The following is a 13,659-nucleotide window of genomic DNA, read 5'->3' on the forward strand; positions in this document are numbered from 1 at the left end:
TGATGGTGCTGACGCGGTGCGCCTTGTCGCCCGGATTGATGCGCTCGGGGCTGTAGCCGGCGTAGAAGTCTTCGTTGAACTTCAGGCCCGACACGCGCTCGAGCACCGGCACGCAGTCTTCTTCGGTCGCGCCCGGGTACACGGTGGACTCGTAGATCACGATGTCGCCGCGCTTGAGCACGGCGCCGATGGTCTCGCTCGCCTTGACCAGCGGCGTCAGGTCGGGCTGGCGGTACTCGTCGATCGGCGTGGGCACCGTCACGATGAACACGTTGGCGCGGCCGAGGGTTTCCTTGTCGGTGGTGTAGCTCAGCTGTTTGGCGCTGGCCAGCTCGTCGTCATCCACCTCCAGCGTGTGGTCATGACCCTTGCGCAGCGCATCGACGCGGCGCTCGTTGATGTCGAAGCCGATAACCTCGCGCTTCTTGCCGAACTCGACGGCCAGGGGCAGGCCCACATAGCCCAGGCCGACGACGGCGAGCTTGATTTGGTCCAAGGATTTAAGCAATTGCGACATGAAACACCTTCTACAAAAAAATCAGTTGGAGCCGACACGTTGGCCGACGATCAGGACCTGGACGATCGGGGTGATGATCTTTTCCCACTCGTACATCGGCGCGTTGCTCACGTACACCACGTCTTCCGGCATCAGCTCGAACTGCTTGGCCAGGAACATCGACTCGGGGTTGCGCATGTTCAGACGGAACACGGTCGGATGCGGCGCGGCGCCCGCATTGCGCCCATCGAGGCGGAACACGAACACGCCGGTCGCGTCGGCGGCGCGGTCATTCAGGCCGCCCGCCACACCCAGCGCGTCCAGCAGATTGGTCTGCTTGGAGGGCAGCTCGTGCAGGCCCGGCTTGGTCAGCGCGCCCATCGCCACGAAGCGCTTCAGATTGGGTTCGACCACCACCTCGGAACGCGGCTCGACGGCCACGTTGCGGCCATTGAGCAACTGCTGGTAGGGAATGCGCTTGACCTTCTTGCCGCTGCGGATCACCACGTCGGCCTGATACGGCGGCAGCGTGGAGCCGCCGGCCTGCGTGATGGCGTCCAGCGCGGTCAGCGGCCCCTTGTTGCCACCGAAGCGGCCCGGCCGGGGCACGGCGCCCGCCACCAGCACGGAGTTGGAGCGGTCGTCCGCCAGGTCCACCATGACCTGCGGCTGCACCGCGGCGCTGGCGCGCAGCGCGCCGCGCACCTGCTGCTCGATGGCTTCCAGCGACTTGCCCCGCACCTTCAGGCGGCCGACATAGGGCAGCGAGATCGACCCGGAGGCATCGACGCGCACCGCCTCGAACACCGTGCCGCCATTGGCGAGCGGCGCGAACAGGCCACCTTCCATGCTGTCGGCCACCAGCACGCGCAGCACGTCGCCGGGCATGACGGTCATGTTGCCCACGTAGCCGTCGCTGGTCGCGCCTTCGGCGTCGGCGTCGTGCCGCACCAGCACATACGGTGCGATCGTGTCGGCCCGCACATCCACCACCTCGTAGGCGGGCTGGGCATCGCCCGACGGTTTGGCGCCATCCAGGATCGCGCCTTTCGTGGGCCCCGAGCCGGACAGCACGCCGCAGCCGGAAAGCGCCAGTACGGCCAGCACCGATAGCAGTCGAAATAGGTTCTTATTCATGCCCGTCTTGTTACTCCGGTAAAGAAAAGGAATGGCGTGCGGCGCGAGCCGGACCCGAGCGGCGCAGTTGCGCGCGCACGCGGTCCAGCATGTGTTCGGCCAGCACAGCCTCGAAACGTGGGGAATAGTGATTGACGTCGGCCCCGTCCTTGTCGAGCAAGGCGGCTTCGTCCCAGCCCTGGGCAATCTCCAGCGGATCCATGACCTCGACGCCGGGCACGCCCTCGGCCGCGGTCTTGACCCGCTCGACGTGACGGCTGCGCGACACCATGCGGCGGCCGTCCGGGCGCGCCACGTCGACGTGCGTCACCGCGAGCAGCGGCTTGTCGACCACGCGGGCCAGATAGTGCAGATCGGCGCGCACATCGGCTTCGGTGTCCTCGGCGCACACCGCGCCGCGCAGCACGCGCTCGCCCGCCGGCTTGAGCGCATCGTCGATCACGTGCTCGAACACCGGCCGCACCGCGTCGTAGGCCTCGGGCAGCACCCGGCCGTTGCGGACCAGCGAGCGCCACCAGGCCATGCCTTCGTCACCCAGTTCACGCACCAGATGCCGCACGACGAGATTCTTCTGCAGGAACACGCCGTCGACGCTCACGCTGCGCTCGGCGGCCGCCTCCACCACGAGCAGGTCCGCGGTGCGCAGCTCGTCGGCCAGCGCCGGCGTCACGATGGGCACGCGCGCGGCCGGAAACAGGAACGGCAGCAGTTGACGGTCCAGCCCGGTGCGCTCGGCCAGCCAGCGCACGCGCTGCGCGGCCTCGCGGGTGCTGTGGATGTAGCCGCTGACGCCGGAGGTGTGCAACCGCGCACTCCCGCTTTCCTGCAGCAGCTTCACCGGACGGTGCACGCGGCAGCTGCCGAGCACGAACAGGTTCAGGGCGGCGGAATCGGGGGTGGACGCGGTATGCAGGGGCGCCTGGACGGCTTGGATCATCGGCGGTTTCCTCAAGGATTCTGGTAGCAACGCACGGTGGACGCGATCATCTGCGACAGCGAGAAGCGCGCCGTGGCCCACTGACGGGCGTGTTCGGCGATGCGGGCGTCGGCCTGGCACATCTCATGGATGCGCGTGAGGGCCTGCGCCACGTCGTCGGCCGTCACGGTGTCCGCGGGCAGCGTGAGACCGGTCACGCCTTCCTGCACGGCCTCGCCAGCGCCGCCCGCGAGCGTGGTCACGACCGGCACGCCCGAGAACTGCGCCTCGATCAGCACATTGGGCAGCCCCTCGAAACGGGACAGCAGCAGAAAGGCGTCGAACTGCGTGAGCCAGTAGCCCACGCGCTTGGACAGACCCGTGAAGAGGATGCGGTCGGCCATGCCGATGCGCTGCGCGAACTCCTTGACCGGCTCGAGCAGCGGACCGCCGCCCACCATGATGAAGCGCGCGTGCGGGTGCGTGGCGGCGAACTTCTGCGCCGCCTCGACCCACAGGAACGGCCGCTTGTTGTCATCCACGCGCATCACCGTGCCCACCGTGAACGTCTGCTCGGCGGTGCGCGACGCGAACTCGGCCATCAGGCCCAGCGCCTTGTCGTCGCTGGCGGGCTTGAGCGGCGCCAGGCCGTTGTAGACCACCGGAATCCGGCGCGCATCGACCTTGAGCCAGTCGGCATAGCGGTGCGCGGCGAATTGGGAATTGGAGCTCAACACCACGCCGCGCATCTTCAGCAACTCCGAGTAGATGGTGTCGTACTCGACGCGGTAGCGGTCGGGCCGGTCCACCGGCGGCATGGTGCGCACCGACAGCACGATGCGGGGCACGCCCGCGAGCAGCGCGGCCAGTGCGGTCGCGAAGATCGAACCGTCCTGCCAGATGTGCGCGACCTGCGGCACCGACGAGCGCATCACGTCCGTGAGCTTGGTGGTGCCCTCGATGATCTGCTTGGGCAGAAAGCGCAGATATTCGCGGTACGGGGCCAGCAGCGACGAATACTCGCAACCGCCCCACGCCTGCATGTCCGCGTAGACCGACACGGGGATACCGTTCTCGCGCAGCGTCGCCGCGAAAAAGTCGGCGCCCTCGCGGCTGCGCAGCGACCGGCACACCACCTGCACCGGGCCCACGACGCCATAGCCGGCCACCGACTGTCCCGACTGGATCGCGGTCTGCAGCGCCACCGCGGTGTTGACGAACTGCCGTTCCGCGCCGCCGGCGCCGAGCGAGCCGTTGATCATGAGCACGGTGCCCACGAACGATTCCGGGCCCGCGTCGTACTCGGCGTTGCGGCGCTTGCCGATCTCCTGGAACAGCCGCTCCAGCACCAGAATGCTGACCGGCACGTCGCGGCCTTCGCCCTCCACGCCCAACTGGCGCAACGCGGCGATGTCGTTGTCGAGTTCGCCCAGCCGGCGCGCGACCTTGCGCCCGGCATCGCCCAGCGTGGCCGCACCCGTGCGCAGCATGGCGCGGGCACGCCAGAGCGCGCCGCGGCGCACCAGCGATTGGGCCCAGCCCACGTAGCCGTTCTCGAATGCGGGATGCTCCGCGACCAGCCGCGCGAAGCAACGGTCGGCCTCTTCCGAATTACCGATCTCGTCCCAACTCTTGGCTTCGAGCAGGATGTCACGCGCGCTGCTGCTGCCGCCCGAGAAGTACAGCTCGAGCTCGCCGCGCGCCGCCTCCACGCCCAGCTGGCGCTTCACGCCGCGCAGCATCAGGATGAAGGCATCCGAGGAATCCGGAAAGCGCTGGTGGATGCTGCGCCACACGACCAGGCTTTCGTCGGGCTTGTGCGCCGCCTCCAGGCTGCGCGCCACCAGCACCTGGAACAGCTCCGTTTCGGGATAGTGGCGCACATACTCGAGCAGCTTGGGCACGGCGCCCTGCGGGTCGCCGGCGGCCACATGCTGTTCGAGCAGCTTGCGCGCCTCGAGCAGCGTGTCGCGCGAAGGCTCCTCGTTCTGCGGCTCGGCGGTCGCGGCCGCGGTCAACATATCGACGACAGCCAGCGTGCTCGGGCGGCCGCCGGCCGGGCCGTCGCCGGGCTCGGCACGACGCGGCTTGCGAAGACGTGAGAGAAAGGAAAACATCGAGATCTCGCTTTCGGCTATCTGCCCTCGCCCACCGGGCTCAGGCGTGGTCCTTGATCGCGTACACCACCAGCACCGCCACGATCCACAGGATGAACAGGCCCAGAATGCCCAGCGCCGTATCGATCAGGCGGCGCGGATACTGGGATTCGTCGGCCATCGTCGGCTGCGATGCCACCACCGTGTAGAGCATCTGGCGCGCGGCCAGGCCACGGGCCTCTTCGAGCGCCTTGAGGGCGCCGGTGTAGTACACCTCGGCAAACTGCCGCTCCGTTTCGGCCGCTTCGTACTCGCGCAGCACGGCCGACAGAGAGCCCTTCTCCTGGCCGGTGGTCGACGCACGCGCCACGCTGATCTGGTGATCGTTGAGTTCCTTGAGCTGGCGTTGCAGCGCCTGCAGGCGCGCCTGCACCCGCTCGTAGGCCGGGCCGCTGCGCAGTCCGCCGGCGCGCATGGCGTCCAGCTCGGCCGCCGCGGTGGCGATATCGGCGCGCACCTTGGCCGCGATCTGCAGATTCGCCTCGGCTTCCTTCACGGGGTCCAGCACGCCGGTACGGGCGCGCAGATCCTGCACCTCGATACGGGCGGCCACCAGACGCTTTTCGGCGGTCTGAACTTCGCCCTGCGCGAAGCGCACGCTGTCTTCGCGTGCCTTGACGGACATCTGATTCACCAGCTTTTCACTGGCGGTCAGGATGGCCTGGGCGAGGCGCAACGACTCTTCCGGCGTAAACGCGCGCACGCGCAGAATGATGGCGCCGGTCGACATGTCGAACTCGATGTCCACCATGCGCTTCCATTGCCGCCAGAGCGCCTCGTCGGTATCGTCGCTCGAGATGCGGTACCAGAGGTCGATCGTCGGCTTGGACCACATGTCGCGCAGATTGAGCTGCTTGTCCAGCTCGCGCACGATCTGGCGCGACTTGACGTAGTCGACCACCGCGAACGAGTCCACGAACAGCTCGGCCGTCATTTCGCTGCCGCCCAGCGTGGCGCGGCCGTCGCGGCTCGCCGCCGTCGACTGCGTCTGGGCGCCCGCGCGCAGGCCGAAGCGCGCCTCCGACACGAACTGGTCGTGCGCAATGAAGGTCAGATACAGGGCCAGCAGCACGCCGGGCACGCCGATCAGCAGAATGGCCGACCAGCGCAACCAGTGCGTCTTCTGCCGCGGGCGTCCGCCAGGCAGGCGCGGCCCCGTGTAAGTACTCTCCGGACTCGTCATAAGCAATCGTCGTCTTGGTTCAAAAAGGGGTTCAGGACTGCGGTTCTTCCTGCGTCACGTCGTCGGGCAGCGGCTCGGCCTTGGCGACCGGGGCACCGTCCTGCGTGAAGCGCTCGGCCACCTCGGGCAGCGGACCGAAGTCCACCAGCCGGCCGTCGCGCAGGATTACCGCGTGGGTGCAGAAGCGCCGCACGGTCGTGGTGGCGCTGGAGGCCATCAGAATCGTGGCGCCGCGCGTGCGTTCGGCGAACACCTCCAGGCATTTGCGCTTGAAGGCCATATCGCCAACGGCCAGCATCTCGTCGACGACGTACACGTCGCACACGAGTGCCATCGAAATGCCGTAGGAAAGACGGGCGCGCATGCTGTTGGCGTAGGTCGCCACGGGCAGGTCATAGGCGCGGCCCAGTTCGGAGAATTCGTACACGAAGCGCTCGACCTCGCCCACGTCGCAGCCGTAGACACGGGCGACGAAGCGCACGTTGTCGCGTCCGGTCATGTTGGAGCTGATGGCGCCCGCGAAGGCGAGCGGATAGGAGATCACCGCATGACGGTGGATCCGGCCCGAGTCGGGCAATTCCATGCCGCTGATCATGCGCACGAGCGTCGACTTGCCGCTGCCGTTGGCGCCGAAGATCGCCACGTTCTCGCCGGCGGCGAAATCGAAGCTCACGCCGTCGAGCACATGACGCGTGCCCTTCTTCGACCGGAAGCCCTTGCGCACATCGCGCAGCGACACCACGATTTTCTTGTCCATGGCGTCCTCAACGGGTATGCAGGCGGCGGCGCATCGCACGCTCGAGACACAGGCCGATCACGACGCTGCCGATGGCCCACTGGATGAGATAGGCCCGATCCAGCGTGAGCGAACTGAAGTTCGCGAAGTAGCCCACGCGGAACCACTCGATGGAATGCACGAGCGGGTTGTAGACGAGGACGCGGCGCGCCTGGTCCGGCAGCGAGTCCACCAGGTAGAACACGCCCGACAGCAGGTACAGCGGCCGCGTCACGGCGCTGTAGAAATGCTCCCAGGACTTGAACAGCATGTTCAGCACGGCGTTGATCAGGCCCACGCCGAAGCCCAGCAGGAAGGTGAAGAAGGCCGCGGCCGCGCAGGTTTCGATGTTCTCAGGCACGATCATCTTGTCGCCCAGCATCAGCAGGAACAGCAGGATGACGAACACCGCGACCCAGGTGAGCCCCTGCAGGATGGCCTTGGCGAACACGATGTCCATGTTGGTCACCGGCGGCAGGCGCAGCAGTTGCACGTTCGACGAGATCGAACGGGCCAGCCGCGACGACGTATGGCTGAACAGGAAGAACGGCATGATGCCGGTGATGAAGAACATCTGAAGGTTGCCGATCGGCGCCTGGCGGCCCCAGACCACATAGATGGTCGAGAGCACCGCCACGTGCAGGATGGGCTCGATCAGGGCCCAGAGGTAGCCGAGCCGCGTCCCGCCAAACCGCACCCGGGTTTCCCGGTAGATCAGAGACATCACCACCCGGGCCTGCACGCCCAGCGCCTGCGTCAGCACCTGCGCGCTCAAGCCGCCGCTCCGTGTCGCTTCATTCGCCGCTCCCGTTGATCCGCCTGATGACTTTCCGGCGGATCCAAATCAATTATTTGAATAAGGAAAAATAAATTCCACCGCCGGTTATTAATCCGGTCTCGTGGAACTGGGGGGCATCATATCGGCGGCCCCGGGGGCGGACATTTCAACTTATATCAAATCAACACCAAGCATGGGTCTGGATTTTCGGCAGCATTTATCGTGTAGACCAGCGCCTATAATTAATAGCGGCACCCTGCATTTACAGAGGGTTCACGTACGGTTTTGACAAGCGGAAGGGCCTCCACGCCCACCGCAAGGGAGCGCCCAGGGCAGATGCTGAGAACAACTCTGTTAAATCTTTATCAAAGACGAGTACACGAGCAGACCTGGGGTGAATGCGCGCATCGCATCTACCAGCAAGGCCCGCATGACCCCGTTCTGCTTAACCGGATCGGCCTGTTTGATACCTCTCGCAATACTGAGACGGGTGTCTCGGAAAAATCGCTCGCGCGTGCGCGTGCGGCACTCGAGTGGGATTCATCCGTGGGCGTCGAGCCGTCGCGGGCCTACCGGGGCAAGGTCTCCGACCATGAGCGGCGGCAGTACGCCCTGGCCCTGGCGCGCCTGGCGCCGGAGCGCGCCGCGGAGTGGCTGCGCCCCGCGGAGCGAGAGCTGGCGCTGGCCGCGGCCCTGGCGGCCGGTGACCTCGACCGGGCCCGGTGGCTGGCCCTTCGTATGCAAATGTCCGCAAATATGAGGAATTCGCATAATTTGCATGCAATGTTTGCTGCGCTGCACACTCGCCAGGGAGATAATCGCCGCGCTCGCAAACATTTAATGCATGTGCTGACAGATCAGCGCATCGAGTTACCTGATCGCGGCGCCCCTATGAAAATCAACGATTTTCTGACCGCCACCGGGGCGGCGCCCCCCGTTTGCGCCGCGCATGCCCCCCTGATCAGCGTCATTATTTGTGCTTATAATGCCGCGCCTCATATTCGCTCCGCCCTGCGCTCGGTGCTGCAGCAGAGTTACGGCAACCTCGAAATCATTGCGATTGATGACGGTTCGACGGATAACACATTCCTACATATGCAGGAAATGGCGGACCAGAATCCGCGTATAAATACCGCCAGGTTGGAAAACAGCGGTGTTTATGCGGCTCGCAATATGGGTATGCGCCTGGCTAAAGGTGACCTTATTACCTTTCTGGACGCCGACGACATAATGCTGCCGCTGCGCCTGGAACAACAGGCGGCACGCCTGCTCGCTTCGGGTGCCGGTGCGGTCGTGAGCCGCCTGCTGCGCATCACGACGCAAGGGGTGCCCGTTGCACCCCGCATTTATCCGCTGATCCGCCATAACCCCTCTTCGATCATGCTGCGCCGGTCCGCCGTGGCGGTCACCGGCGGCTTCGAAGAGGTCCGTTACGGGGCAGACGAGGAGTTCGAACATCGTATGCAGCTTTACATGGGCCGGCACGGCATCGTGCGCGACGCCACCATACAGACCATCGCGCTGCATCACGGTGATTCTCTGACGCAGCGCGGCGATACCGGCCTGCAATCCGAACAGGGCCGCCGCGCCCGGATCCGCTACCGCGAGGACTGGGTCCGCCGGCACGCACAGTTCGCCCAGCAGCGCAACGCGCGCTGACCCTGCCCCCACTCTTCAGAAGAACCAGACCCATGGACAATCGCAACACCGCACGCGTGATGCCACTGAGCGAGGCGGGACGGAGCAACGCCTCCGCCGATCACCAGCGGCTGCACGAGCTGCTGCAGGAAGCGCAGAACGCGCACGCCCGACTCGAGCAGGAGCGCGCGGCCCGCGTGCAGGCCGAAAAGGATCTCGCGAGCGTGAAGGCCTTGCTGCGCGAATCCAACCAGCAACTCGCCAAGCAGCGACGCACGCTCACCTGGCAGTTCGGCGAGGCCGTCACGCGCGCCAACTCGCTCGGCGCCTACGTCATGCTGCCCTATCAACTCGCCCGCCTGTCGCGCGAGCACAAGCGCGAATTGCGCCAGACGCCGCAGGCCCGCAAGGGCGCGGCCGCCCTGCCCGCCGAGACCGCCAATGCCATCAAGGAAGCGCTCGACTACGTCAAGCGCGTGCGCAGCCCCGAGGTGATCCTGTGGTGCGCGCGCCAGACCTGGCCCAACGACGTCCGCTCGAAGGTGCTGTGCGAGGTCGCCCGCTGGGCGCGCACCAGCTACCCAGAGATCGCCGAGCAGATCGCCGAACAGCTCGCCACGCTGGATCCGGGCGCACCGCATGCGCGTCAGCTGGCATACAGCCTCTACGACGCGGGCATCGTCACGGCCTCCGCGCGGCTGTTGCAGGCGGCGCTCGACAGCGGCGTGCGCCTCAACGCGACCGAGCAGCTGCGCAGCGACCGTATCCGGCAGTCGCAACGCATTCTCGAATGGAACGACGACGGACTGCAGCCGGACGGCCAGCGCTTCGATCTGCACGGTGACGGCCCGCTGGTGGTGCTGACCCAGCGTTCGATCCTGCACGGCCGCGGCGCCAGCGACAACGCGCTGCATCGTTACGCGACGAGCCTGAAGGCCCGCTTCGGCGATGTGCTGGTGATCAGCCTCGCGCCGGTCGAATCCGACGACGCCGATCCCAACCTCGCCCGCGCCGAGCTGCAACTCGATGGCATCGCCTACAAGGCCGCGCCACAACCCGCCCTCGATACGCAACCGGCCGACGCGCTGGCCGATCTGTTGTCCGAAGCCATCCTGGCCGCCACCGTGCGGCAGCGTCCGCGCGCGGTGCTGGCGTGGGACGACGCGCATTGCGCGCTCGGCGCGCATGCCGCCGCGCGCAAGCTGCGCGTGCCCAGCGGCCTCGTGCTGAACGGCATGCGCTATTTCCAGAAGACGGCGGCCAACCACACGCTGTCGCAGCGCGCGCATGTGGATCTGCGTCTGCTGCGCCGTGCGCTGCGCCAGACCGACATGCTCGCGCTCGGCAGCACCGCGCTGCACGAGCCCGTGCAGACCCTCATCGGCACGGAGCGCAACTGCACCATCGTGCCGCCCCTGCCGCTGCCGGCCGCCAATCTGCGCGGCCGTGACGATGGCCCGGCGGATATGCAGCTCACCTCCACCTTGCGCCAGCTCGAAGGCAAGCGCGTGATCGCGCTCACCGAAGACGAGCCGCCCGCCTTGATCGCCCGCGCGGTGATCGACCTGTACGCCGAGATCTCGTTGCGGCAGACCGATGCGGTGCTGCTCGTGCTCTCCGGCGGCAAGACGGCCGCCGCGATGCGCAGTCATGCCGTCGCCATCGGGCTGCACGAGGACCAGGTGATCTTCGCGCCGGACCTCACCGACGCCGTATCGCGCGAGCTGCTGCTGCGGCGCGTGGAGCTGGCCTTGTTTCCGTATCAGACGACACGCGCCGAAGCGGCCATCGTGCCGTCGCTCGCGAACCTGCTCGAGTGCATGGCGTTGGGCATCTGCCCCGCGGTCGGCCCGAGCGTGGCCTACACCAATCTGGTCGATGCCGGCGACAACGGTCTGTGCATCGACATGGCCGCGCCCTCACATGACACCGCCACGCAGGTTATCGAGGTGCTGCAGGCGCCCGACGCACTGAGCGCGATGGGCAGGCGCGCGCGCGAAAGCGTGCAACGCCGTGCGGCGTGGCAGGACTACGAAGAAGGACTGGCGGCCATGCTGTTGCAAGCCGCCCAACCCGAGCCGCGCGATCCGGCGCGGCGCGCGGAACCGCGCCTGCTGCATCTGAAGCGCGCATCTTGAAGTTTCGAGGAACGTAGCCGCCATGCACTCAGATGCAACATTGCCCTACGCCTGTGTTTGCGCCACTGACCGTTTGCGCCGCGTGACGGCCTAAACCCCGTTACGTAATCACACGGCCCGCAGCAGGACCGGCGGGCACGTTCCAGTATCTTTCCCTCCTTGTTGTACTAGACGGAGTATCGACCAGTGATTATCTCTACGATCGGTTCCTGCCGCGTTGCGGGCCCCATGACCAAAGTCCAGGCCCAGCGCAATTTCGTGCTGGATAACCGGCTGCTGTATGGCTACACGCACAACACCAAGGAAACGATCCAGGCTATCCGCTACATGCGCGGTGAACTGACGATTCCGGAAGCCGCCTGGAAATTCCTGTCCGACCAGCCCTACCGCGCGTCGAACCCGGCGCGTGCCCGCGAGGACGTGCCCAAGGAAGACCGCCATGTGGTGGAGATCAGCTCCATCAAGGTCCTCGAGTTCCGCGGCGTTCAGTTGCAGCTCGTGCGCTTCAAGGAAGCGCTGTCGTTCTGCCCGGACCTGCGCAAGATTTTCTTCGACCATCCCGACGCCGACGCCATCCCCGCACGACTGGCCGCGCTGCAAGCCACGCCCTCGTTCTCGCGTGTGCCGGCCAACGTGCAGGACGTGCTGCGCGAAACCGTGCTGCGCACGCAGACCGCCGCCGAGATCGAAGCCGACCTCAAGCAAGTGGTGCAGATGCTCGGCCAGCACTTCGTGCTCGTGACCCACTGCAATGCGATGAACGCACAGAACCAGCTCATCGCCGAGCGCGCCAAGATGGTCGAACGCGTCTCGCGCGCGGCCTCGCGCGCCGGCATCACGCTGGTCGATCCGGGCGCCCTGCTGACGGCCTACGGCCAGGAGCGCGGCATGCCCGACGACGGCCGCGACACCGCGCACTACACGCCCTCCTTTGCCCGCCTCGTGGGCAAGGAAATCGCCGACAAGCTGCTGGGCGTGCAGGAGCTCGCCGCGCTGCCCGCGGGCGAAGAAGGCCTGAACTGGAAGCAGTGCATCGAGCGCGCCAAGGAAACCGCCCAGGCACAGGAATGGGATCGCGCGCTGCTGTACGCCAACCGCGCCATCGATCTGAAGTCGACCATCTCGGCCGCCTACGTGCTGCGGGCGCGCGCCGTCACCGCGCTCGACCAGACGGACGACGTGCTCGACGCCTGGAGCGCCGCGCTCGCGATCGACGCCAACCGCAATGCCTACATCCTGCGCCAGGCCGCGGAAGCCGCGCTGTCGCTGCAGAACGATGCGCTCGCGCTCGAATGGGCCAGCGCTTCGCTCGAGAAAGAGGCCGACGAAAAGACCGCGCTGCTGCTCGGCCGCATTCATGCCCGCCTGGGCCAGAACAAGGAAGCCGAACGCGCCTTCCTGATCTGCGCCAAGCAGACGCCCGATCGCGCCCTGCGCTACGCGGTGCGCGGCTCGACCGCCCTGGAAGAGGCCGCCAGCATGATCAACGCGCTGGCCGCCACGCATGCCGTGGACTCGGGCTCGCTCGAAACCGCCCGCGACCTAGTGCTCAAGCGCGCCTCGCGTGAAGTGCGCCACACCGGCCGTGCCGGCGCGGCCCTGCCCAGCCCGGGCGCGTTCTACGCGCTGCTCACCCTGGCCGGCGACCGTCTGGCGGAGTTCAACGACGAAATCAATCAGGCCTACCGCCGCCTGTTGAAGGCCTTCGAGACGGTGTCCGAGTATCAGCAGAGCGAACAGGCAATCGCCCTGCTCGGCCAGCTCGCCGCGATCAAGGCCGTGGATCCGCGTTATGTGCAGCGTGCCGCCAAGGGCCTGCAGACCGCCGGCCATCGCGCCGCGGCGATCCAATGCTGGCAGCGTCTGGCCAACAGCGACCTGCCCGCGGAACGCGAAACCGTGGTGCTGGCCGCCGGCCGCCTCAGCCAGCTCGAGGCCCACACGCAAGCCGCCGACGTCTATCGCCGTCTGGCGCAAAGCGGCGCCGTGCCGGCCGACCAGGCCAACGACCTGATCGACCGCAATCTGCGCGCCCTGGCGCGTGCGGTGCGCAAGCACCTCACCGAAGGCAATCTGCGCGACGCGGAACAGGAGCTCGAAGCGATCAAGCGCATCGACGCCGAGTACCCGGGCCTGTCGTCCCTGCAACGCTCGCTCAACGATGCGCACCGCCGCGAGTTCCAGAGCCAGCGCGAGCAGTCGGCCGCCAACCCGGCGGATCTGGCCGAGAGCGCACGCCGCGTGATCGAGGCCAGCCCGCTCGACCGCGATGCCAACATCGAGCTCGTGATGCAGAACCTGCGCAACGGCAATCTCACCGAAAGCCGCCGCATCCTGAATCGCTTCCTCGAAGGCGCGCCGGCCTGACGCCGTCGGACGCGGGGCGGGCCCACACCCGCCCCGATGTTCCCGACGCGCCCTGGCGGCAAAAAAAATCGCCCC

Annotated in this window: 10 protein-coding genes; 3 read left to right on the forward strand and 7 right to left on the reverse strand. The window is 66.8% G+C overall.

The annotated features are described in order from the left end of the window. The 7 genes from CAL25_RS15510 to CAL25_RS15540 all read right to left on the reverse strand — a co-directional run. Positions 1-517 (reverse strand): nucleotide sugar dehydrogenase (locus CAL25_RS15510; protein WP_432759244.1); only part of this gene is annotated, 517 nt, incomplete at its 3' end. 21 nt (positions 518-538) lie between these two features. Continuing rightward, on the reverse strand, positions 539-1,633 hold the full coding sequence (locus CAL25_RS15515) for a polysaccharide biosynthesis/export family protein (RefSeq protein WP_094801619.1): 1,095 nt from the start codon (positions 1,631-1,633) through the stop codon (positions 539-541). A 10-nt stretch (positions 1,634-1,643) separates the two neighbouring features. Further along, positions 1,644-2,570: a capsular biosynthesis protein gene (locus CAL25_RS15520; RefSeq protein ID WP_249279110.1), complete on the reverse strand. Its 927-nt coding sequence runs from the start codon at positions 2,568-2,570 to the stop codon at positions 1,644-1,646. An 11-nt stretch (positions 2,571-2,581) separates the two neighbouring features. Continuing rightward, positions 2,582-4,666 carry a glycosyltransferase gene (locus CAL25_RS15525; RefSeq protein WP_094801621.1) on the reverse strand — a complete coding sequence of 695 codons (2,085 nt, stop codon included), beginning with the start codon at positions 4,664-4,666 and terminating at the stop codon, positions 2,582-2,584. Between the two features lie 40 nt (positions 4,667-4,706). Further along, positions 4,707-5,888 (reverse strand): capsule biosynthesis protein, encoded by a 1,182-nt coding sequence (locus CAL25_RS15530; RefSeq protein ID WP_094801623.1) that lies wholly within the window; start codon positions 5,886-5,888, stop codon positions 4,707-4,709. A 31-nt stretch (positions 5,889-5,919) separates the two neighbouring features. Next, complete coding sequence (locus CAL25_RS15535) at positions 5,920-6,645, reverse strand: ABC transporter ATP-binding protein (protein ID WP_094801625.1); 726 nt, start codon at positions 6,643-6,645, stop codon at positions 5,920-5,922. A gap of 7 nt (positions 6,646-6,652) precedes the next feature. Then, positions 6,653-7,423 carry an ABC transporter permease gene (locus CAL25_RS15540; RefSeq protein WP_094802191.1) on the reverse strand — a complete coding sequence of 257 codons (771 nt, stop codon included), beginning with the start codon at positions 7,421-7,423 and terminating at the stop codon, positions 6,653-6,655. Positions 7,424-7,777: 354 nt separating this feature from the next. On the opposite strand from CAL25_RS15540, the gene CAL25_RS15545 reads away from it, so the two are divergent. The 3 genes from CAL25_RS15545 (at position 7,778) to CAL25_RS15555 (ending at position 13,584) form a co-directional block, all read left to right on the forward strand. After that, positions 7,778-9,100 carry a glycosyltransferase family 2 protein gene (locus tag CAL25_RS15545; RefSeq protein WP_094801627.1) on the forward strand — a complete coding sequence of 441 codons (1,323 nt, stop codon included), beginning with the start codon at positions 7,778-7,780 and terminating at the stop codon, positions 9,098-9,100. Between the two features lie 32 nt (positions 9,101-9,132). Beyond that, positions 9,133-11,217 (forward strand): glycosyltransferase, encoded by a 2,085-nt coding sequence (locus CAL25_RS15550; protein WP_094801629.1) that lies wholly within the window; start codon positions 9,133-9,135, stop codon positions 11,215-11,217. 228 nt (positions 11,218-11,445) lie between these two features. After that, positions 11,446-13,584: a capsular biosynthesis protein gene (locus CAL25_RS15555; protein WP_249279112.1), complete on the forward strand. Its 2,139-nt coding sequence runs from the start codon at positions 11,446-11,448 to the stop codon at positions 13,582-13,584. Positions 13,585-13,659 lie beyond the last annotated feature (75 nt).

The sequence above is a fragment of the Bordetella genomosp. 5 genome (assembly GCF_002261315.1).
Classification (GTDB): Bacteria; Pseudomonadota; Gammaproteobacteria; order Burkholderiales; family Burkholderiaceae_B; genus Bordetella.

Bases quoted from the DNA above. Each gene is read 5' to 3' on its own strand.
- CAL25_RS15550 (WP_094801629.1), top strand. From the start codon at position 9,133: ATGGACAATCGCAACACCGCACGCGTGATGCCACTGAGCGAGGCGGGA.
- CAL25_RS15530 (WP_094801623.1), bottom strand. From the start codon at position 5,888: ATGACGAGTCCGGAGAGTACTTACACGGGGCCGCGCCTGCCTGGCGGA.
- CAL25_RS15555 (WP_249279112.1), top strand. From the start codon at position 11,446: ATGACCAAAGTCCAGGCCCAGCGCAATTTCGTGCTGGATAACCGGCTG.
- CAL25_RS15520 (WP_249279110.1), bottom strand. From the start codon at position 2,570: ATGATCCAAGCCGTCCAGGCGCCCCTGCATACCGCGTCCACCCCCGAT.
- CAL25_RS15515 (WP_094801619.1), bottom strand. From the start codon at position 1,633: ATGAATAAGAACCTATTTCGACTGCTATCGGTGCTGGCCGTACTGGCG.
- CAL25_RS15535 (WP_094801625.1), bottom strand. From the start codon at position 6,645: ATGGACAAGAAAATCGTGGTGTCGCTGCGCGATGTGCGCAAGGGCTTC.
- CAL25_RS15525 (WP_094801621.1), bottom strand. From the start codon at position 4,666: ATGTTTTCCTTTCTCTCACGTCTTCGCAAGCCGCGTCGTGCCGAGCCC.
- CAL25_RS15545 (WP_094801627.1), top strand. From the start codon at position 7,778: ATGCTGAGAACAACTCTGTTAAATCTTTATCAAAGACGAGTACACGAG.